This is a genomic window from Micrococcus sp. 2A, assembly GCF_039519235.1.
Taxonomy (GTDB): Bacteria; Actinomycetota; Actinomycetes; order Actinomycetales; family Micrococcaceae; genus Micrococcus.
Genome location: NZ_CP154351.1, coordinates 1,091,525 through 1,111,751 on the forward strand (window position 1 = coordinate 1,091,525; position 20,227 = coordinate 1,111,751).

The window sequence follows — 20,227 nt, forward strand, 5'->3', positions numbered from 1 at the left end:
AATCCAGGCTACTCGTGGTCCACGATGATAGATTCGCCGTCAGTCCCACCCCGGGTTCCGACCCGGCCCGCACGGAAGGACACGCCCCATGAGCGCGCCCACCCCGCCGCCGTCGTCCCCGTCGGGGGAGCGGCCGGCGCCCGGCGGCGCGAGCGCAGCTCCGCGGCCGCTCGGCCCGGGCGGCTCGCCGCGCGTCCCGCTCCTCGTCGGGCTCCTGGGGTCCCTCCTGGTGGTGGCGGGCTCCTACAGCGTGGGCTGGCTCGCGTCCGTCTCCCCCCTGAACCGCTGGCAGTGGCTCATCCCGTGGCGCACGGACGAGGCGGGCGTCCTCACCGGCATCACGCTCCTCACCCTCGGCTTCTGGCTCCTGTTCTGGGCCTGGATCCGTCTCGGCCAGACCGTGGACCCGCGCGGCGGCGGGACGGTGGGCACCATGACCTGGGCGTCGGCCCTGTGGAGCGCCCCCCTCCTGGTGGCGCTGCCCATCCTGAGCCGGGACATGTACGCGTACGTGGCCCAGGGGCGCATGATGGCGGCTGGGAAGAACCCCTACGAGGACAGCATCTCCGACGTCTCGAACTGGCTCCAGCTCGGTGCGGACTCCATGTGGGCCTACGACGGCACCCCCTACGGGCCCGTCTTCCTGTGGGTGGAGCAGGCGATGGTGAACGCCAGCGGGGGAGAGAACCCGGACCTGGCCATCGTGCTCTTCCGCCTCGTGGCGGTGCTCGGCGTGGTCCTCACCGCGGTCTTCGTGCCCCTGCTCGCACGCCGCACGGGGACGCCGCCCGGCTGGGCGCAGTGGCTCACCACCGCCAACCCGCTCGTCATCATCCACTTCGTCGCCTCCGGTCACAACGACGCCCTCATGGTGGGCCTGGCGCTCGCCGGCACGTGGTGCGCCCTGCGCGCCGGGCGCCCGGAGCGGCCCCAGTCAGCGCTCGCCTCGGCCGGGTGGGGCCTGGCCGGCGTGCTCCTCGTGACCCTCTCGCTCGGCGTCAAGCCCATCACCGTGGTGCTCCTGCCGTTCATCGGCCTGCTGTGGGCGGGCCCCCGAGCCGGGTGGCCCCGTCGCTTCGCCTACTGGGCGGCGACGGCGGTGACCTCCGCCCTCATCATGCTCGCGGTGGGGCACGCCAACGGCTACGGCTTCGGCTGGGTGTCCGTCATGGCGAGCACGGGTACGGGCACGTCCCCGTGGGCGCCCATCGGCATGCTCTCCAGCGTGACCATCGGGGTCCTGGAGGCGCTCGGGAACGATGTGGACCGCAGCGGCATCGAGGGCCTCTACAAGACGGCCGGACGCCTCCTCTCGGTGCTCGTGGTGGCCGTGCTCATGTTCCGGGGCCGCCAGGACCGGATCCTGCCTCGGATGACGTGGGCGTTCACTGCACTCGTGGTGCTCTCCCCGGTGATCCACCCGTGGTACCTGCTGTGGCTGCTGCCCTTCTTCGCCGTGATCGGCATCCCGGACGACTGGCGGCTGACGTGGGTGTTCTTCACCGTGTGCTTCTTCCTCACCTACGGCGCCCAGGACCAGCTGTTCACGTGGCCGTTCCTGGAGATCGCGGGCGAGGTGAAGGTCGTCTCGCTGGCGGTCTCGGCCCTGTGCCTCGTGTGGATCCTGCTCCTGGACCCGCACACGCGGCACGTCCTGCGCGGCAGGATGCCCGGCCGTCACGAGCTCCGGACGGTCGCCCGCAGCGTGAGGCGTCGGCCGGAGGTCCGGTGAAGCACGGCGCCGAGGCGCCGGATCCCCGTGCGGCCGTGCGGGAGGGGACCGTCGCCGCCGTGCTCATCATGGTCGCCTCGTGGGGCGTGGGGTGGCTGCCGATGACCACGGACACCGTCTTCGCCGGCACGCGGCTGCTCAACCCGCTGCGCGCCAACCTCGTGGGCGTGATCGGGTGCGCGGTCCTGCTGGCGGTCGGCTGCCTGCTGCTGGCCCGCGCGTGGCTGCGGCTCGGGCGCGCCCTGCGCGGCCGCTGGGACTCCCAGGGCTCAGCGGTGACGCGCGCGGCGTGGCAGTGGTCCCTCCCGATGCTGGGCGCCTTCCCCATCTTCTCCCGGGACGTCTACTCCTACCTCCAGCAGGGGCGGGTGGTGGCGCTCGGGCTGGACCCCTACCGGGAGGGCGTCTCCCGGCTGCCCGGGTGGTTCATGCAGGGGGCGGACTCCATCTGGGCCGAGTCCCCGTCTCCGTACGGCCCGCTGTTCCTGCTCTTCGCGGAGGGGGCGTGGCGGTTCTCCGGCGGGAACATCGAGCTCGGGGTGCTGTGCTTCCGGCTCCTCGCCCTGGCCGGGATGGCCCTGTGCCTGTGGGCCGTGCGCCGTCTCGCGGACGCGGCGGGCCGCGGCGGACGCTGGGCCGCGTGGCTGTGCGTGGCGAACCCGCTGTTCCTGCTCTACATGGTGGCCGGCGCCCACAATGACGCCCTCATGAGCGGGCTCATGCTGGCCGGTCTCCTGCTGCTGGTGCGCCTTCCGCGCCGTCGCCTCCACGGACTGTGGGGCCTCGTGCTCATCTCGCTCTCGGTGGCCATCAAGCCGCTGACCGCGCTGGCCCTGCCGTTCGCCGCCCTCCTGCTGCCCGCCGGCTGGGCGCCCTTCCGCGCCGGCGGGCGGCCGCCTCGGCGCCGCGAGCGCCTCGGCCCCTGGATCACGACGGCGGCGGTCGCCCTGGCCGTCCTGACGATCCTGGGAGCGGGCACGGGGCTGTGGTTCGGGTGGGCGGCCGCCATGCTCACGAGCGGCGACGCCGCCTTCCCCTATGCGCCGGTGGGACTGGTGGGGCTCGGCCTCGGCTGGCTCGTGGACGCGGTGAGCCCCGTGCCCGCCCGGTCGGCCGCGAACGCGTTCTACACCCTGATGACGTTGGCCGCGCTGGTCTTCACCGCCTGGATGGCGCTGCGCCGCCGCCCCGTGGACCCGGTGCTCTCCTCCGCCGCCGTGCTCGTCGTGGCCGTGCTCACGGCGCCCATCATCCAGCCGTGGTATCTGCTCTGGGTGCTGCCGCTGTTCGCGTGCGCCCTCCCCGGCACGCCCCGCGGACCGCTCCACCCGCGCTGGCTGGGCTGGGTGACGGCGTTGGCCGTCCTGCTGCTCATCGGCGTCGGCGTGGTGGACCAGATCTCCGTGGCCCAGTGGATGCCGCTCGCGGCCGTGCGCGGGGCGACGGCGCTCGCCGCCCTCGTCGGCATCCTCCTGATCGCGTTCCGCGACCCGTCCACCGCCGTGCTGTTCCCCGGCCGCGGCCGTGCCCCGCTCGAGACGATCGAGCCTCGCCCCGCCATCCCCCGGGAGGGACCATGAGCGACCGTGACCGCCCCGCCTCCGGCCCTGCTTCTTGCCGGGTCGCCGTCCTCCTCGGCGCGACGGCGCTGGCCGCCGTCCTCGGCCTGCTGAGCAAGCAGTGGTGCCGCGTGCACGGCTGGGCCGCCCCGGGCGTGCACGTCCACCTGTGCTATTCGGACTTCGCGCAGCTGTTCCCCACGCGGGGCCTGGCCGACGGGCACTTCCCCTTCTCCGCGTCGCTTCCGACGGAGCAGTGGATGGAGTACCCGGCACTGCTGGCCGTCGTCGCGGGGGTCACCTCCTGGCTCGTGCCCGCCGGCGGGTCCCTGCACGAGCGCACCGTGGCCTACTTCGACGTGAACGCGGCGGGCGTGGTGCTCTGCTGGATGGTCACGGTGGTGGCGACGGCGTCCACGGCGCGCGGCCGGTCGCGGGACGCGCTCCTGGTGGCCCTCGCGCCGGGGGTCGTCCTGACCTCGATGCTCAACTGGGACCTGTGGGCGGTCATGCTCGCCGCCCTGGCCCTGTGGGCGTGGTCCGCGGACCGCCCCACGCTCTCGGGCGCGCTCCTCGGCCTGGGCGCCGCCGCGAAGCTCTACCCCCTGTTCTTCTTCGGCGCCCTCCTGGTCCTCGCGCTGCGCACGGGCCGGTGGGCGGGGTTCGGGAGGGCGCTCGCGGCGGGGACGGCGGCGTGGCTGGCCGTGAACCTCCCGTTCATGCTGACGGCGTTCGACCAGTGGGCGCGCTTCTACGCCTTCTCGGGCGAGCGTGCGGTCTCCTTCTCCTCGGTGTGGCTCGCGTTCGTCTGGACCGGATGGTCCGGGGAGACGTTCTCGCTGGTGTCGAACGGGCTGTTCGCGGTGTGCTGCGCGGGGATCGCGTGGCTGGGGCTGGCGGCCCCGGTGCGCCCTCGCCTGGCCCAGCTCTGCCTGCTGATCGTGGCGGCGTTCCTGCTCCTGGGGAAGGTGTACTCGCCGCAGTTCGTGATGTGGCTGATCCCGCTCGTCGTCCTCGCGACGCCGCGGCGCCGGATGTTCTGGGCCTGGCAGGTCGTGGAGGTCTACCACTGGGCCGGAGTCTGGATGGAGTCCGCGCGCATCACGTCCGGCGGGACGTTCGGCGGGGCCTGGGCCACCCTCTGGTACGGCTCGGGAGTGGTGCTGCACGTGGCCGCCGTCGCCTGGATCTGCGTCATCGTCATCCGTGACGTCCTCGACCCGGCGCGGGACCCGGTGCGACGCACCGCCCTCGAGCGGGGCGCGCCGTGCGTCGCCCCGGGCATCGCGGAGGACCCGAACGCGGGCCCGTTCTGGGGCGCGCCGGACGGCCCGCTGGCCGCCGCCGTTCAGCGGCGGAGGTAGTCCGAGCACGTCCGGTCCACCGCGCGCCCCGGGTGGTGGAGCACGATCACCCCGTCCTCGGACCACACCCGTTGGAAGCCGAGGGCGCGGGCGCGTTCCAGGACCTGCCCGGGTGCCAGCGGGTCCCACCCGCCGGGCTCCTCCTCCTGCAGGTCCACGATGGTCCAGGTGGCCAGCTCGTCGCCGATGTCCCCGGCGAGGCCCACGTACGTCCGCGTGGTCAGGTGGGGGATGACGTGGTCCGGGGCCTCGACGCACACGCCGTCCGGGATGAGGGAGACCGCGCGGTCAAGGCTGCGCGCGTGCGCCGTGACCGCCATGTCCCCCGTGAGGGTGCGGTGGAACGGGAAGACGAGCGGGAACACGGCCGTGCCGAGCAGCGAGACGCCCAGGGCCGCGGCGACGAGCACCGTGGGCAGCCGCCGCAGCTCCTCCCGCCGGGCCGCCAGCCGGTGCGCCGCCTCGAGCGCGGCCATCAGGAGGATGGGCGCCAGGATGGCGTCGTACTGGAAGACGGGGCTCCACACGGTGAGCCGGTCGTTGAAGAGGCGAGAGAGCAGGACGGGCATCGCCAGCAGCGTCAACGGGCTGAGGAGCGGCAGGAGCAGCAGGGGCACGAGGTGCAGGAGCAGCAGGGCGATCTTCAACGGGTGGTCCACCAGCACCCCGACGGCGGAGAGCGGCCGCGTGAGGATGAACAGGAGGGAGGAGGGAAGGTCCGGGCCGAGCGCCGTGAACTGCCAGTAGCCGAAGCTCCCCGTGGGGGAGAAGCGGGGGATGGCGACGGACGTGGCGAACCAGTAGCCGGCCACGCCCAGGACCGCGGTGACGGCGGCCTGCACCCGGTGGCCGCGGATCGCGAGCACCAGCGCCACCGCCACGAGCGTGACGCCCATGTCCTCGCGCACCGTGAGGAGGCTCGCGGCGAGCGCCGTGACGGTCCACGGGCGGCCCCCGTCCAGGGCCCAGACCAGCCACGCCATGAGGGGCACGCCCAGGGTGATCTCGTGGAAGTCCCAGTTGACCATGGCCTGGAAGGGCCAGGAGAGCAGCAGCGCCGCGGCCGCGCCCAGGGCGAGGCCGTGGCCCGATCGGCGGCGGGCGAACAGGTACACGGGCACCGCGGCCAGCGCGAGGGCCAGCGCCATGACGATCCCGAGCACGCGGGGGTCGTCCCAGATCCAGTAGGCGGGCGCCAGCAGGGCGAGGACCGGGTGGAAGTGGTCGCCCAGGAGGTGGAAGCCCACCCCCTTGACCGGCACGATCGGTGGCTTGAGGAGGGCGTACTGCCGGATCGCCTGGTCGAAGATCCCCAGGTCGTAGCCCTTCGACTCGTAGGCCCGGTGGCGCAGGAACGAATGGGTCACGGCCAGGGCCGTGAACGCGGCCAGCAGCAGCGCGAGGTGCCATCGCTCCCGCGGAGCGGGCCACGCGCGCCGGCGATCCATGGGGGGCCTCCTCATGCTCGGGCCTCCTGACGCTCGGGACGACGACGACGGTGCACGGCGGCAGGGCGCGGCACGGCGGTGCCCCAGGAGGGATTCGAACCCCCGACCGGCGGATTAGAAGGCCGCTGCTCTGTCCAGCTGAGCTACTGGGGCTGGGCCGTGCCATTCTACCGGCCGGGCTCGGCGCCGTTCCTGCACAGGCGACGTCCGCGCCCGGCGGGTCCCCAGCGCGGCGGACGTGCCGGACGCCGGCCGCTCCGGGGGCGTCTGATGGGGGTGGCGGATCGACCGATGCGCCGCAGACCCGCTCCGGGCCGGGCCCGGGGCCGCGCAGAGAAGGACCCATCATGCAGGACACCATCACCATCCGCGGCTTCGTCGCCACCGACCCCGCCGTCCGCCACACCGCCTCCGGCACCACGGTGGCGGGCTTCCGCCTGGCCACCACGGAGCGGCGCTTCGACCGGGACGCCGGCACGTGGGTGGACGCCCACACCAACTGGTACAGCGTCTCCGCGTTCGGTCAGCTCGGCTCGAACACCGCGCAGTCGATCAAGAAGGGCAACCCCGTGATCGTCACCGGCCGCCTGCGGGTGCGGGACTGGTCCACGGAGGAGCGCTCGGGGACGTCCGTGGACGTCGTGGCGGACGCCGTCGGCCTGGACCTGGGCTACGGCTCGGGGGCCTTCGTGCGCAACCAGCGCGCCTCGGCGCCGCGGGAGGAGCCGCGCGAGGAGCGGGCCGCCGGCGCCGAGCCGGCCGAGGACTTCGGGGGTCCGGCCCATGACGCCTTCGCGCCGGCCCGCGCGGACCGCCCGGCCGACGACGGCGGCGAGGAGCAGGAGGGCGACGAGCGCGTGGGGGAGGAGGCGGCGCGCACCCCGGGCGTGCTCACGGCTGCCTGAGGCGAGCGGGGCGGCCGTCGGATGAGAGGAATCCGGCGGCCACCCACTAGCCTGGGACGCATGGCGGAATTCATCTACACGATGGTCAAAGCACGGAAGAAGGTCGGCGACAAGCTGATCCTGGACGATGTGACGATGTCGTTCTATCCGGGCGCGAAGATCGGCATGGTCGGCCCCAACGGCGCCGGCAAGTCCACGATCCTGAAGATCATGGCGGGGCTCGACGAGCCCTCGAACGGCGACGCCCGGCTCTCGCCCGGGTACTCCGTCGGCATCCTCATGCAGGAGCCGAAGCTGGACGAGTCCAAGACCGTCCTGGAGAACGTCCAGGAGGGCGTGGGCGAGATCTACGGCAAGATCCAGCGCTACAACCAGATCTCCGAGGAGATGGCGAATCCGGACGCGGACTTCGACGCCCTGATGGAGGAGATGGGCTCGCTGCAGACGGACATCGACGCCGCCGACGCGTGGGACATCGACTCCCAGCTCGAGCAGGCCATGGACGCCCTTCGCACGCCCCCGGCCGACGAGCCCGTGACCAAGCTCTCCGGCGGTGAGCGCCGCCGCGTGGCCCTGTGCAAGCTCCTGCTCCAGAAGCCGGACCTGCTGCTCCTCGACGAGCCCACCAACCACCTGGACGCGGAGTCCGTGCTGTGGCTCGAGCAGCACCTGGCCGCCTACCCCGGCGCCGTCGTCGCCGTGACCCACGACCGCTACTTCCTGGACCACGTGGCCCAGTGGATCTGCGAGGTCGACCGCGGCCGCCTCTACCCCTACGAGGGCAACTACTCCACGTACCTGGAGACGAAGCGCGCGCGCCTCGAGGTGCAGGGCAAGAAGGACGCCAAGCTCGCCAAGCGCCTCGCCGAGGAGCTCGACTGGGTGCGCTCCAACTCGAAGGGCCGCCAGGCCAAGTCGAAGGCCCGCCTGGCCCGCTACGAGGAGATGGCCGCCGAGGCCGAGAAGACCCGGAAGCTGGACTTCGAGGAGATCCAGATCCCGCCGGGCCCGCGCCTGGGCAACACCGTCATCGAGGCCACGGACCTGAAGAAGGGCTTCGGGGACCGCGTGCTCATCGACGGCCTGTCCTTCTCCCTGCCGCGCAACGGCATCGTGGGCGTCATCGGCCCCAACGGCGTCGGCAAGACCACGCTGTTCAAGACCATCGTGGGGCTCGAGCCCCTCGACGGCGGAGACCTCAAGGTCGGCGAGACCGTGAAGATCTCCTACGTGGACCAGTCCCGCGCGAACATCGACCCCGAGAAGTCGCTGTGGGAGGTCGTCTCGGACGGCCTGGACTACATCAAGGTCGGCAACGTGGAGATGCCCTCCCGCGCCTACGTCTCCGCGTTCGGCTTCAAGGGCCCGGACCAGCAGAAGAAGGCCGGCGTGCTCTCCGGCGGTGAGCGCAACCGCCTCAACCTGGCGCTGACGCTCAAGGAGGGCGGCAACCTGCTGCTCCTCGACGAGCCCACCAACGACCTCGACGTCGAGACGCTGACCTCGCTCGAGAACGCGCTGCTCGAGTTCCCGGGGTGCGCCGTCGTGGTCTCGCACGACCGGTGGTTCCTCGACCGCGTGGCCACGCACATGCTCGCGTACGAGGGCACCGCCGAGGACCCGGCGAACTGGTACTGGTACGAGGGCAACTTCGAGTCCTACGAGGCGAACAAGGTGGACCGCCTCGGTCCGGACGCCGCGCGCCCGCACCGCGTGACCCACCGCAAGCTCACGCGCGACTGACCGTCCCGCCGGGACGACGACGGCCCGCCTCGGACGCCCGAGGCGGGCCGTCGTCGACTGCGCGCGAGGGCCTGGTTGACGGGGGGTGTCTCAGCGGCGCCAGCTGCGGCGCAGCAGGGTCCGCATGGTCAGGCGCTGGGCGGCGTCCTGGACCTTCGCACGGGTCGCCGCATGGCCCTGCGGCAGGCGCACCATCCCCTCCTGGGCCACGGTGGCCACCAGCTCGCCCTCGCGGGTGAAGACCGAGCCCTGGCCGAGCCCGCGCGCGCCCTGGGCGCTGGGGGAGTGCTGGACGTAGAGCAGCCACTCGTCGACGCGGGCCGCACGGTGGAACCACATCGCGTGGTCCAGCGACGCGACGGACATGCCCGGCTGCACCCAGGCCACCCCGTGCTGGCGCAGGATCGGCTCGAGCAGCGTGTAGTCGGACGCGTACGTCAGGGCGGCCAGGTGCAGGCGCGGGTCGTCGGCCAGCGGCGTGAACGTCTTCATCCACACCATGTTCGTGTTCTGGGCCCGGGCCGCGCGGTCCACGTAGATGGGGGACTGGACATGGCGGATGTCGAAGGGGCGGGACCAGGACCACTCCTGCGCCACGGGGTGGCGGATGTTGCCCAGGACGTCGGCGGTGGTGGGCAGCTCCTCCGGGGCCGGGACGTCCTCGGGCATGGCCACCTGGTGGTCCACTCCCTCGGCGGGCTCCTGGAAGGAGCACGTCAGGGCGAGGATGGCCTTCTCGTTCTGGGACGCGAGCACGCGCCGCACGGAGAAGGAGCGGCCGTCGCGGAGCGTCTCCACGGTGAAGGTGATCGGCTGCAGCGCGTCCCCGGGGCGGATGAAGTACCCGTGGATCGAGTGCGCGGGCCGGGTGCCCGCCACGGTCCGCGCGGCCGCGGCCAGCGCCTGGGCGAGCACCTGACCGCCGAAGACGCGGCCGTGCGCCTGCCGCGGCGTGGTGCCGGTGAACCGCGGCTCGCCGGTGACGGGGTCCGGGCCGGCGTCTGCCAGGTCGAGGATGCCACGCAGCAGGTCGGTGGGGTCCTTCGGCGCGGAGGCGGGGCGCTTCGGGGTGCGCGGCGTCATGGGGTGCTCCCTTTCCTGGAGTGGTCCGTGCGGCGCCCGGGCCGATTCCCGGCACGGGGCGGGTCCGGGCGGGGCCGGACCTGGGACAATGCTGTCATGAGCCAGCAGCCCCCCTCCACCGGCACCCCCCGCGACCGGGACGGCGTCCCCGTCCTGACCTTCGCCGACGAGCGCGCCGTCCGCGACCTCGAGCAGTTCGCCACGCGCGCCCGCCGCGTGGCCGACACGGGGATGCGCCTGGACGTCGTCGCGGAGGCGGGGTCCTCCCGCACGCCGATGCTCGCGCAGTGGGTCTCCGTGCTGCAGCCGCAGGGTCTCGGCGACCAGGTCCCCGTGGTCCTCGGCCTGCGCACCGTTCCGCTCGCGACGGCGGACGGGGTCGCCGGACTCGACGTCGTCGTCCCGCTCGGGGCCGTGACGGAGCGCACCGCCCGCATGCGCGGGCAGGACCCGGTGGACGTCGCGTTCCCCGTCCCGCCGACCCGCGAGCAGGTCTCCTGGACCGCGTTGACGCCGCCGCGCTCCGGCTGGACCCCGGCCGCCGAGGTGGCGGACGAGGAGCTGATCGAGGTGGCCTCCCGCGGCGTGGAGGCCGTGCGGGCGGCTCTGCCCGAGAACCCCGGCGAGGCCGTGGTGCGCCAGGTCCGTGCCCGCATGTGGGGCCCCACCCTCGGCGGGGACGCCCTCCAGTTCCCCGCGGGCATGGCGTTCGGCGCGCACGCGCTGGGCTTCCTGCTCCCGGGCAGCCACGCCCGCCTGAGCACCGCCGGCCCGTGGACCCGGCTCGACACCCCGGGTGGCTTCGTCCTGGGGAGGGCCGCCGTCGCGGTCTGAGAGAGTCAGGCGGAGTTCTGCAGCGAGTGCGCCGCCCGCTCGAGGTAGTCCCACAGTTCGGCCTCGTGCAGCGGGGACAGGTCCAGGGTGTCCAGGGCGGCACGCATGTTCCGCAGCCAGGCGTCGCGGGCGGCAGGGTCGACCTTGTAGGGCGCGTGGCGCATGCGCAGGCGGGGGTGGCCCCGCTGCTCGGAGTACGTCCTCGGACCGCCCCAGTACTGCTCGAGGAACAGGCGCAGGCGCACCTCGGCGCCGGCGAAGTCCTCCTGCGGGTACATGGGCGCGAGCAGCTCGTCCTCGCGGACGCGCGAGTAGAACTCGTGCACGAGCTTCGAGAACGTCGCGTGCCCGCCGACCGCGTCGTAGAAGCTGGTCATCCGGTCGGGCGCGGTGGGCCCCGCCGTCGCCGGGCCACTCTGCGCGTCGCGCGCGCGGACCTGGTCGACGGGCGCGGGGGCGCCGTCCTTCGTGATCGGCTCCACCTCGGTGGGCCGGTTCTCCATGCCGGTCACGGCGCTCGGCCGGTTCGCGCCGCGCGGGCGCAGCACCGCGAGCGGAGCGCCCAGGCGGGAGGACAGGTCGGGGAGCCCGGACGACGTCGCGGGCCCGCTTTCCGGGCCGTGGCCGGCGACCGGCTCCACCGTCACCGGCGCGGCGAGCGAATTCGCGATGAAGCAGAGCCGGTGCGCCTCGGCGTGCAGGGCGTCGGCCTCGCCGCGGTGGGACTCGTCGGCCAGGCGCACCTCGGGGCGCAGGGTGATCGAGGCGAAGCGCCCCGCGCCGTCGCCTTCCACCTCGATCTCGCCGGACGCCGTGCAGGCCATGCCGGTCACCACGAGTCCCGAGGTCGCGGCGGCGTGCAGGTAGGAGAGCGTGTGGCACTCGGCGAGCGCGCCGAGCAGGAGGGTCTCCGGATTCCACTTCGAGTCGTCTCCGCGGAAGGGCCGGGCCGCCGACGCGTGGATCTCGCCGACGCCGGCGTCCTGGATGACCACGGAGCGGTCGTAGTCGCGGACGCCGGACGTGCCGGTCCCGCGGTCGCCGGTCCACTCGGTGCGCAGCGTGAAGGTGTGCTTCATCCTCCCAGCCTAGTGCCGCGCCAGGACGCGCCACGGGGCCGAACCCGTCGAGGGTCCGGCCCCGTGCCGGGGAGAGGCCGCGTCAGCCCGCGGCGGACACCTCGTGCACGTTCTCCTCCGCATGCGCGCGAGCGGCGAGGGCGCGGACCATCTCGTCGCGGCCCTCGGCCACCACGCGGGACAGGCCCGCGCGGGAGCCCTTCACCCGCTCGGAGAGCTCGGTCGCCCGGTCCGCCACCTCCTGGCCCACCTGCGCCGCCGGGAACCCGAGGGTCGCCGCGGTCTCGGCCATCTCGTGCGAGCGCGAGTCCCACACCTGCTCGATGCGGGAGAAGTACTCCTCGGCGTAGGGGGCGATCAGGGAGCGGTCGTGCACCCGGCCGAAGCCGATGAGCGCCTGGCGCTGCTCCGTGTTGGACAGCTCGCCGGCCACCACCCGGCGCCACGCCTCCTGCTTGGCCTCGGCGGTGGGCACGGCGGCGCGGGCCTGCAGCGCCGCGAGCGCGCCGGTGGCGGTGGCGTCGGCCTGCGCGGCCGCCGCGATCTGCTCCTCGCCCGCGCGGCCCGCGGCCACGAGCGCGGTGAGCAGCTCCCACTTCAGGTCCGTCGTGAGGTCCAGACCGGGCAGCACGCTGCGCTCGTCCACGACGGCGTCGAGGGCGTCGAGCTGCGCGCCCGTCCGTGCGTGCAGGGCGAAGGCCTTGACGAACTGCAGCTGGTTGTCCGACCCGGCCTCGGCCTGCTCCGTCAGGGCCCACAGCCGGTCCGCCACGCGCTCGCGCGCCGGGCGGGACTGCGCCTCGGGCAGGTACTGGGACAGCGACGTCGCCAGCTGGCGCAGCAGGGTCTGCACCACGGTGGAGTCCCGCTCCTCGCCGATGTTCGCCAGGATGAGCTCGGCGAACCACGCGGCCGAGGCCTCGCCGTCGCGCACGGTGTCCCATGCGGCGCCCCACAGAAGGGTGCGCGGCAGGGAGCCGTCCACGTCCTTCAGGCGGGTGGACGCGGCCTCCCACGAGGCGTCGTCGAGGCGGATCTTGGCGTAGGCGAGGTCGTCGTCGTTGGGCAGGATCAGCGCGGGGCGACGGCGGCCCGCGGCCTCCGCCACCTCGGTCAGCTCGCCCGCCACGTCCAGCTCGAAGCGGTCGGTCCGGGTCAGGCGGCCGGTCGCCTCGTCGACGTCGTAGAAGCCGACCGCGAGGCGGTGCGGGCGCAGGATGTCGTCGCCGGGCGCGGTGGGGGAGCCGTCCGGCGCGGTCTGGCGCAGGCGCAGGGAGGCGATCGTGCCGCTCGCGTCCGTGTCCACCTCCACATGAAGGGTGTTCACGCCGGAGGTCTCGAGCCACTGGCGGGTCCACTCGGAGAGGTCCCGGCCGGAGGAGGCCTCGAGCTCCGTCATGAGGTCCGGCAGCTCGGTGTTGGACCACGCGTGCTTGGCGATGTACTCGCGCACGCCGGCCATGAAGTTCTCCTGACCCACCCACGCGACGAGCTGACGAAGCACCGAGGCCCCCTTGGCGTAGGTGATGCCGTCGAAGTTCACGAGCACGTCGTCGAGGTCGCGGATCTGCGCCGTGATCGGGTGCGTGGAGGAGAGCTGGTCCTGGCGGTACGCCCAGTTCTTCTCCATCGAGGAGAACGTGGTCCACGCGCCGGTGTACTCCGTGTTCTCGGCCGCGGCGAGCGTGGACATGAACTCGGCGAAGGACTCGTTGAGCCACAGGTCGTTCCACCAGCGCATGGTCACGAGGTCGCCGAACCACATGTGGGCGAGCTCATGCAGGATGGTGATGGCGCGGCGCTCGACGACGGCCTCCGTGACCGTGCCGCGGAAGACGTAGCTCTCGAGGAACGTCACGCAGCCGGCGTTCTCCATGGCGCCCGCGTTGAACTCCGGCACGAAGAGCTGGTCGTACTTCTCGAACGGGTAGGGGTGGCCGTACTGCGCCTCGAAGAACTCGAAGCCGCGACGGGTGAGGTCGAAGACGGCGTCCGCGTCGAGGTGCTCGAAGAGGGAGGCGCGGCAGTACACGCCGAGGGGGATGGTGCGGCCGTCCGCGCTGCTCAGCTCGGAATGCGTGGACCTGTACGGGCCGGCCACGAGGGCGGTGATGTAGGAGGAGATGCGCGGGGTGGGGGCGAACTCCCACACGGCGGCGTCCACGCCGCCGAGGCTGTCCTCGTTCTCGACGCTGCCCAGCGGGCGGCGGGACGTCTCCGGCTGGTTGGAGACGACGGCCCAGTGCGCCGGCGCCGTGACCCTGAACGCGAAGGACGCCTTCAGGTCCGGCTGCTCGAACACGGGGAACATGCGGCGGGAGTCCGGCACCTCGAACTGGGTGTAGAGGTACACCTCCTGGTCCACCGGGTCCACGAAGCGGTGCAGGCCCTCACCGGTGGTCGAGTAGTCGCCCTCGGCCTCCACCACGAGCGTGTTCTGCGCGGCCAGCGGGCCGACGGCCACGCGGGCGCCGTCGAAGTCCGCGACGTCAAGGCGTTCGCCGTTGAGCGTGACCGCGCGGGGCGCCGTCGTCGCCACCCAGTCGATCCACGTGCTCGAGCCCACCGCGTCCTCGCTCGCCGCGAAGGTGACGGTGCTCGTCACGGCGAAGCGCTCGGCGCCGCGGGTGAGGTCCAGGCTCACCTCGTAGGCGTCCACGGTCAGGGCGGCGGCGCGCTGCGCGGCCTCCTCGCGGGTGATGTTCAGGCGTGCGGAGCTCACGGAACCTCCAGGGGTAGGCAAGGGACGACGACGGCCGGTGCGGGATGTGCCCCGGCTCACTGCCCGCCATTGTGTCACCTGGCCCGGGCGTCGTGGACGGCGCACCGCAGAGCGGGCCGGCCGGTGTGCTCAGCCCCCGATCTCGGCCAGTCGGGTCGCCGCCGCACGCAGCACCTCAGCCACCTCGGGCACGCGTGCCGGCGGCATCCGCTGCTCGGCCGCCGAGGCCGTGAGGGACACCTGGGGGATGCTTCCCGTCCGCGCCGGAATGCCACAGGCGACTCCGGCCACCCCGGGCACGACCGGCACACCGCCGCACCACCCCTGCTCGTCCATCTGACGCAGCAGGGTGTCCAGCAGGTCGTGCAGGGCTCCGTCATCCGTCAGGTTCCAGCGACGGGGAGGCCGGGCGACGACCGCGTCCACCTCCGCTCGCCGGCGCTCGGGCGGCAGGGAGGCCAGGAGCGCGATGCCGGCGTACCCGGCGGCAAGCCGCTTGACCTCGCCGACCTCCACGGTGAAGACGCGCACGGGGGAGTCGCCGTCGCATCGCAGGAGGTAGGCCACTCCGCCCGCGGCCCGTGCCGCCAGGTAGACCGTGTCCCCCAGCTCGTCCGCGGCGGCCTGGACCACGGCCCGGCTGGCCTCGCGTTCGATCAGGCACCGCGGCGTCACCGGTTCGAACCCGACGGGGCCCCACCGATCGCCGAGTGCATAGGCGGCCCCACGTCGGGTCACGGCACCCTCCTCGGCCAGGTCGGCCAGCAGTCGATGGGCGGTGGGCTGGGGCAGACCCGTCCGCTGGACGAGCTGGCTCAGCCGCAGGCCGGCGGGTCCGGCCTCGTGCAGCAGGCGCATCACGAGGGCGGCACGGGGCAGGACGCCGGTGGGCGGGGTCATAGGGGTCACCGGTCCATCGTGCCGCAGCTCCGGCGTCGGACCCAGTTCCATCTGATGGACTAAATGACTGACGCGCCTGCTTGCATTCCGAGAAATGCACGCGCCATGCTGGGGAATGTAGGGCGCGTCACATCACGGGTGTCGGGCCCCATAGTCCACATATCGGTTTCCAGGAGGAGCCTCATGCCACTGACCGCATCGACCGTCACGCGCACCGTCAGCGTGGACGGTGCCTCCGTCACCTGCCACGACTCGGTGACACCCGGGGAGCTCGACCGGCCTCTCGTGCTGGTCCACGGCACGGGCGGGACGACCGCCTCGCACTTCGGCCACCTGTTCCCGATGATGGCCACGCGGACGCGCGTCATCGCCGTGGACTGGGCGCCGACGGCCGACCCCGCCGCAGACCTGACCGTCGACCTGCTGGTCGGCCAGGTGCGGGCCGTCGTCGACGAGCTCCTCGGCCCCGACGCCGCGTTCGACCTGCTGGGCTACTCACTCGGCGCCGTCGTGGCCGGGCAGCTGGCCGCCGACCTCGGTCGCCGTGTGGAGAACCTCGTGCTCGTGGCCGGCTGGGCGACGACGGATGTCCACCAGCGCCTGCGCAACGAGGTCTGGCGGCACCTGTACGCCACGAGCCCTGATGCCCTGGCCCGTTACACGGCCTTCTGCGGCCTGTCCCCGCTGGCCCTGCGCTCCCTGACCCCGGCCATGCTCGACGGGGCGCTCGCCTCCCTGACCGCGGACGAGTTCACCGCCCGGCAGATGGACCTGAACGCCCGCGTGGACGTCGCCGACCGTCTCTCCGCCGTCACCGCGCGGACACTGATCGTCTCCTGCGCCGAGGACATCATGGTCCCGCCCCATCACCAGTACGAGCTGCTCGGCATCATCGACGACGCGCGGCTGACGACCATGACGAGCGGCCACGCCTTCTTCCTCGAGCGCCCGGCAGAACTCATGCAGATCGTCGACCTGTACCTGCGCGAGCCCGACCGCCACCCGGCCGGCGCGATCATCCCCGAGACCCACGCCTGAGAGAGGGGCCAGCCATGACCACCACCACGACCACCACCACCGACGTGCGCCCCGCACCGCGCGACGAGTCCGCCGAGATCCTCATCATCGGCTCCGGATTCGCCGGCCTCGGCATGGGCGCCCAGCTGCGGCGTCACGGCCGCGAGGACTTCCTCATCCTGGACCGCGCCCAGCAGGTCGGCGGGACCTGGAGGGACAACACCTACCCGGGTGCCGCGTGCGACGTCCCGAGCCACCTCTACAGCTTCTCCTTCGCGCCGAACCCGCAGTGGTCGGGCTTCTACACACCGGGTCCGGAGATCCAGGACTACCTCGTGCGCTTCTCCGAGGACGAGGGCCTCACCCCGCACCTGCGTCTCGGGGCGGACATGCTCGAAGCGCACTGGGACCCCGAGACGGAGCGGTGGACGGTGCGGACGCCGCGCGGGACCTACACGGGACGCTGGCTCATCATGGGCACCGGGCACCTCGCCGACCCCCGCCTGCCGGACGTCCCGGGTCTCGACGCCTTCGAGGGCGAGGTCATCCATTCCGCCCGCTGGGACCACACGGTGGACCTGAAGGGCAAGCGTGTCGCCGTCGTCGGCACCGGCGCCTCCGCGATCCAGGTCATCCCCGAGCTGGCGGCGACGGCGGCCGAGCTCTTCGTCTTCCAGCGCACCCCAGCGTGGGTCACCCCGCGCGTGGTCAAGCCGTACTCCGCGGCCGTGCGGCGCATGTTCGAGCGCGCCCCGCACACCATGCAGCGCGAGCGCGACGACATCTTCTGGTTCGCCGAGTCGAACTATGCCCAGCGCCGCGGTGTGCCGGCCGCGCTGGACCAGGTCCGGGCTCAGGCCCTCGGGCACCTGGCCGCCGCGGTCTCTGACCCCGAGCTCCGCGAGCGCCTCACGCCGCGGTACCTGCCGGGCTGCAAGCGTGTGCTCGTCTCCAACGACTACTACCCGGCCATGGCCCGGGACAACGTCACCCTGGAGGACAGCGCGCTGGACCGCGTCGAGGGGAGCCGGCTGTTCGGCGTGAGCGGTCACGGGTACGAGGTCGACGCCGTCGTCCTCTGCACCGGCTTCGAGGCGGCCCAGCCGCCGTTCGCCGACCGCGTCCACGACGGTGAGGGCCGCTCCCTGGCCGATCACTGGAGCAGCGGCATGGCGGCGTTCGACTCCACGGCCGTGGCGGGATTCCCGAATCTGTTCGCCATCAACGGGCCGAACACCTCGCTGGGGCACAACTCGATCGTCTACATCATCGAGTCGCAGATCGCGTACATCTTGGAGGCCCTGGACCGGGCGGAGCACGACGGGATCCGGACGATGGTCCCCGAGACACTCGCCCAGGAGGAGTACGTGGACCGTCTCCAGGAGCGGGCCGCCACCTCGGTGTGGCTCGTGGACGGCGGCTGCCACTCCTGGTACGTCGACCCCCGCTCGGGCAAGTTGACGCTGATCTGGCCCGACTACGCCTACGACTTCCGCGCCCGCAACGGCCACTTCACCGGGGAGGGCTTCCTCTCCTCGGCGAGCGGGGAGCCCGAGCCCATGCCGGTGCGCGAGCCCGAGCGATCGGTCGCGCTGATCTGAGCCGGCCCGCCCCGGGACAGGGGGTCGGGTGGGGCCGTCAGTAGACTGACCCCACCCGACCGTCGTCCTTCTGGAGGAGTCTGCGCATGCGCGTCCACATCGCCACCGACCACGCCGGCATGGAGCTGTCCGCCCACCTGGTGGAGCACCTCACCGCCGCCGGCTACGAGATGGTGGACCACGGACCCACCGAGTACGACGCGCAGGACGACTACCCGGGCTTCTGCATCAACGCCGCCCGCGCCGTCGTCGCCGACCGCGAGCAGGGACTGGACTCCCTCGGCATCGTCCTCGGCGGCTCCGGCAACGGTGAGCAGATCGCCGCGAACAAGGTGCAGGGCGTCCGCGCCGCGCTGGCCTGGAACCTCAGCACCGCGAAGCTCGCCCGCGAGCACAACGACGCGAACGTCGTCGCCGTGGGCGGCCGGCAGCACAGCCTCGAGGAGGCCACCGCGATCATCGAGGCGTTCCTCGCCGAGCCCTTCAGCGAGGACGAGCGCCACGTGCGCCGCATCGGCAAGATCGCGCGCTACGAGGTGACCGGCGAGGTGGTGATGTGAGTGCCTGAGGGGCACTCCATCCACCGTCTCGCGCGGCAGTTCACCGACGTCTTCGGCGGCGAGACCCTGGGCGCCTCGAGCCCGCAGGGGCGGTTCACCGAGGGCGCGGCGCTGATCGACGGGCGCGTCCTCGAGCGCGCGTGGGCGCACGGCAAGCACTTCTTCGCCGACGTCGAGGACGGTCTGTCGCTCAACGTCCACCTCGGCATGTACGGGGCATGGACCTTCGGCGGGGACGAGACGTTCGCCGCAGCCTCGTCCATCGGCGCGCCGCGGCGCATCGGGGAGCGGGAGGTGCAGGGCGGCCCGGCCACATCCGGCCTCGCCCACGACGACGGCTGGGTCATCCCGCCGCCACCGGCCCCCACGGTGCGCTTGCGCCTGCGCTCCGCGCACGGCTGGGCGGATCTGATCGGGGCCGCGCAGTGCCGGCTGCTCACCGCCGACGAGGTGGAGCAGGTGACCGCGACGCTCGGTCCCGACCCCCTCAACGGTGACGACCCCACCCCCTTCCTGCGGCTCGCCGCCCGCACGAGGCGGCCGATCGGCGTCGTGCTCATGGACCAGTCGGCCGCGAGCGGGATCGGCAACATCTTCCGTGCCGAGGCCCTGTTCCGCGCCGGGATCGACCCGTGGAGACCCGCGAGGGACGTGGGGGAGGAGGCGCTGTGCGCCCTGTGGGACGACAACGCCGCGCTCATGCGCGAGGGCGTGCGTCTCGGACGCATCGTGACGACGCGCCCCGAGCACCGGCCCGGCGTTCCCGCCGAGGAGGCGTGGCCCGAGCATGCGACCTACGTCTACCACCGCCACGGCCGGCCGTGCCTGGTGTGCGGGCGGGATGCGATCGTGGTGGAGGAGATGGCCGCGCGGAAGCTGTACCGCTGCACCGTGTGCCAGACGTGAGGACGACCCGCCGGCCGATCAGCCGCCGCTGCTGACAGCGTTGTGGCCACGCGGTCCGCGGGCTCCCTGGCGACGAATCGCCGACGATCGGATGAACTCTCGCACGGGGGCGGGTGACCGGCGGCTGACCGTCACGGGCTCCTTTGACGCTCCGCCCGCAGCTGGAGAGAAAGTCCAGGTCAGAGCGGAACCCAGGATGTTCTCCGCGGGTATTTCCCTGGGCCCCGCTGTGCCTGGACTGCCCACGGCGTCGACGGGAGGGTGCTCAGTCCTCAGAGAGGCGCCGTGCCGCCCACCTCCCGCCCAGCATCCCCGGAGTTCACCATGCCTGCTTCCACCCCGTCCGTCTCCCGCGCCGCCGGTGGACGTGACCAGCACGGGGCCCGGGAACCTCACGCGCACCTCCACCGCCGTGACCGTCAGCGGTGAGCAGACCGTCACCATCGACGTCCGACGCACGGTGGAGGACGTGCGGTTCACCCTCGCCGACATCGAGTGGGTCGACAACAACGGCACGTACGGCGTGCAGGAGGTGATCACGGTGTCCCCGGAGTCCACGGCGACCGCGGCCTCGGGCGTCACCGTCTCGGGCAGTGGGCTCCAGACGACGACGCCGAACACCACCGGCTCCGCCTTCGTGACGATCGCCGGTCCGGTCACGCGGATCACCGTCACCCTCGGCGTCGGCACCGTTGGCAAGGCCACCCGGGACGTGCTCATCCAGAACATGACCTTCAGGCTGGACTTGCGCAGCGCCGCCTGACCCCTCGCCTC

Annotated in this window: 16 protein-coding genes, 1 tRNA gene and 1 pseudogene; 11 read left to right on the forward strand and 7 right to left on the reverse strand. The window is 72.8% G+C overall.

Annotated elements, in window-relative coordinates; all coding sequences use genetic code 11:
- Positions 1-88: 88 nt before the first annotated feature.
- Genes mptB (AAG742_RS05100) through AAG742_RS05110 form a run of 3 tightly spaced genes read left to right on the forward strand, consistent with a single transcriptional unit; the run spans position 89 to position 4,655 of the window.
- The gene (gene mptB / locus AAG742_RS05100; RefSeq protein WP_298713351.1) at positions 89-1,732 is read left to right on the forward strand and encodes a polyprenol phosphomannose-dependent alpha 1,6 mannosyltransferase MptB; all 1,644 of its coding nucleotides are present in this window, start codon (positions 89-91) and stop codon (positions 1,730-1,732) included.
- Positions 1,729-3,312: a polyprenol phosphomannose-dependent alpha 1,6 mannosyltransferase MptB gene (gene mptB, locus AAG742_RS05105; protein WP_298713356.1), complete on the forward strand. Its 1,584-nt coding sequence runs from the start codon at positions 1,729-1,731 to the stop codon at positions 3,310-3,312. Before mptB (AAG742_RS05100) ends, mptB (AAG742_RS05105) begins: the two co-directional genes overlap by 4 nt.
- On the forward strand, positions 3,309-4,655 hold the full coding sequence (locus AAG742_RS05110) for a glycosyltransferase 87 family protein (protein WP_298713359.1): 1,347 nt from the start codon (positions 3,309-3,311) through the stop codon (positions 4,653-4,655). Before mptB (AAG742_RS05105) ends, AAG742_RS05110 begins: the two co-directional genes overlap by 4 nt.
- Here AAG742_RS05110 and AAG742_RS05115 read toward each other — a convergent pair.
- A complete protein-coding gene (locus AAG742_RS05115; protein ID WP_298713362.1) occupies positions 4,640-6,103 on the reverse strand; it encodes a DUF2079 domain-containing protein in 1,464 nt (487 codons plus the stop codon). The two genes, AAG742_RS05110 and AAG742_RS05115, sit on opposite strands and share 16 nt — an antisense overlap.
- Positions 6,104-6,182: 79 nt before the next feature.
- Positions 6,183-6,256, reverse strand: a tRNA-Arg gene (locus tag AAG742_RS05120).
- A 194-nt stretch (positions 6,257-6,450) separates the two neighbouring features.
- Between AAG742_RS05120 and AAG742_RS05125 the strand changes: the two genes are divergently transcribed.
- Both AAG742_RS05125 and ettA read left to right on the forward strand, forming a co-directional pair.
- On the forward strand, positions 6,451-7,008 hold the full coding sequence (locus AAG742_RS05125) for a single-stranded DNA-binding protein (RefSeq protein WP_298713365.1): 558 nt from the start codon (positions 6,451-6,453) through the stop codon (positions 7,006-7,008).
- Between the two features lie 60 nt (positions 7,009-7,068).
- The gene (ettA, locus tag AAG742_RS05130; protein ID WP_248114994.1) at positions 7,069-8,751 is read left to right on the forward strand and encodes an energy-dependent translational throttle protein EttA; all 1,683 of its coding nucleotides are present in this window, start codon (positions 7,069-7,071) and stop codon (positions 8,749-8,751) included.
- Positions 8,752-8,841: 90 nt separating this feature from the next.
- On the opposite strand, the gene AAG742_RS05135 is transcribed toward ettA, so the two are convergent.
- The gene (locus AAG742_RS05135; protein ID WP_298713368.1) at positions 8,842-9,834 is read right to left on the reverse strand and encodes an acyl-CoA thioesterase II; all 993 of its coding nucleotides are present in this window, start codon (positions 9,832-9,834) and stop codon (positions 8,842-8,844) included.
- A gap of 96 nt (positions 9,835-9,930) precedes the next feature.
- Between AAG742_RS05135 and AAG742_RS05140 the strand changes: the two genes are divergently transcribed.
- Positions 9,931-10,668 (forward strand): hypothetical protein, encoded by a 738-nt coding sequence (locus AAG742_RS05140; protein ID WP_298713371.1) that lies wholly within the window; start codon positions 9,931-9,933, stop codon positions 10,666-10,668.
- Between the two features lie 5 nt (positions 10,669-10,673).
- Here AAG742_RS05140 and AAG742_RS05145 read toward each other — a convergent pair whose 3' ends face one another.
- From AAG742_RS05145 to AAG742_RS05160, 4 genes and pseudogenes are all read right to left on the reverse strand, one after another.
- Positions 10,674-11,045: a globin gene (locus AAG742_RS05145; protein ID WP_248115311.1), complete on the reverse strand. Its 372-nt coding sequence runs from the start codon at positions 11,043-11,045 to the stop codon at positions 10,674-10,676.
- 270 nt (positions 11,046-11,315) lie between these two features.
- Positions 11,316-11,747: pseudogene (locus AAG742_RS05150) on the reverse strand (OsmC family protein); the annotation flags it as partial.
- An 82-nt stretch (positions 11,748-11,829) separates the two neighbouring features.
- On the reverse strand, positions 11,830-14,469 hold the full coding sequence (pepN, locus tag AAG742_RS05155; RefSeq protein WP_298713374.1) for an aminopeptidase N: 2,640 nt from the start codon (positions 14,467-14,469) through the stop codon (positions 11,830-11,832).
- A 129-nt stretch (positions 14,470-14,598) separates the two neighbouring features.
- A complete protein-coding gene (locus tag AAG742_RS05160) occupies positions 14,599-15,369 on the reverse strand; it encodes a helix-turn-helix domain-containing protein (protein WP_298713377.1) in 771 nt (256 codons plus the stop codon).
- Between the two features lie 183 nt (positions 15,370-15,552).
- On the opposite strand from AAG742_RS05160, the gene AAG742_RS05165 reads away from it, so the two are divergent.
- The 5 genes from AAG742_RS05165 (at position 15,553) to AAG742_RS05185 (ending at position 20,216) form a co-directional block, all read left to right on the forward strand.
- Positions 15,553-16,407, forward strand: a complete 855-nt coding sequence (locus tag AAG742_RS05165) for an alpha/beta hydrolase (protein ID WP_049146105.1) — start codon at positions 15,553-15,555, stop codon at positions 16,405-16,407.
- Positions 16,408-16,421: 14 nt separating this feature from the next.
- On the forward strand, positions 16,422-17,987 hold the full coding sequence (locus tag AAG742_RS05170; protein ID WP_298713380.1) for an NAD(P)/FAD-dependent oxidoreductase: 1,566 nt from the start codon (positions 16,422-16,424) through the stop codon (positions 17,985-17,987).
- An 86-nt stretch (positions 17,988-18,073) separates the two neighbouring features.
- Positions 18,074-18,547 carry a ribose-5-phosphate isomerase gene (locus AAG742_RS05175; protein ID WP_298713383.1) on the forward strand — a complete coding sequence of 158 codons (474 nt, stop codon included), beginning with the start codon at positions 18,074-18,076 and terminating at the stop codon, positions 18,545-18,547.
- Positions 18,548-19,453 carry a DNA glycosylase gene (locus tag AAG742_RS05180; RefSeq protein WP_298713388.1) on the forward strand — a complete coding sequence of 302 codons (906 nt, stop codon included), beginning with the start codon at positions 18,548-18,550 and terminating at the stop codon, positions 19,451-19,453. It begins immediately after the preceding gene.
- Between the two features lie 367 nt (positions 19,454-19,820).
- A complete protein-coding gene (locus AAG742_RS05185; protein WP_298713391.1) occupies positions 19,821-20,216 on the forward strand; it encodes a hypothetical protein in 396 nt (131 codons plus the stop codon).
- Positions 20,217-20,227 lie beyond the last annotated feature (11 nt).

Bases quoted from the DNA above. Each gene is read 5' to 3' on its own strand.
- mptB (WP_298713351.1), top strand. From the start codon at position 89: ATGAGCGCGCCCACCCCGCCGCCGTCGTCCCCGTCGGGGGAGCGGCCG.
- AAG742_RS05110 (WP_298713359.1), top strand. From the start codon at position 3,309: ATGAGCGACCGTGACCGCCCCGCCTCCGGCCCTGCTTCTTGCCGGGTC.
- AAG742_RS05115 (WP_298713362.1), bottom strand. From the start codon at position 6,103: ATGGATCGCCGGCGCGCGTGGCCCGCTCCGCGGGAGCGATGGCACCTC.
- AAG742_RS05125 (WP_298713365.1), top strand. From the start codon at position 6,451: ATGCAGGACACCATCACCATCCGCGGCTTCGTCGCCACCGACCCCGCC.
- ettA (WP_248114994.1), top strand. From the start codon at position 7,069: ATGGCGGAATTCATCTACACGATGGTCAAAGCACGGAAGAAGGTCGGC.
- AAG742_RS05135 (WP_298713368.1), bottom strand. From the start codon at position 9,834: ATGACGCCGCGCACCCCGAAGCGCCCCGCCTCCGCGCCGAAGGACCCC.
- AAG742_RS05140 (WP_298713371.1), top strand. From the start codon at position 9,931: ATGAGCCAGCAGCCCCCCTCCACCGGCACCCCCCGCGACCGGGACGGC.
- AAG742_RS05145 (WP_248115311.1), bottom strand. From the start codon at position 11,045: ATGACCAGCTTCTACGACGCGGTCGGCGGGCACGCGACGTTCTCGAAG.
- AAG742_RS05160 (WP_298713377.1), bottom strand. From the start codon at position 15,369: ATGACCCCGCCCACCGGCGTCCTGCCCCGTGCCGCCCTCGTGATGCGC.
- AAG742_RS05165 (WP_049146105.1), top strand. From the start codon at position 15,553: ATGCCACTGACCGCATCGACCGTCACGCGCACCGTCAGCGTGGACGGT.
- AAG742_RS05170 (WP_298713380.1), top strand. From the start codon at position 16,422: ATGACCACCACCACGACCACCACCACCGACGTGCGCCCCGCACCGCGC.
- AAG742_RS05175 (WP_298713383.1), top strand. From the start codon at position 18,074: ATGCGCGTCCACATCGCCACCGACCACGCCGGCATGGAGCTGTCCGCC.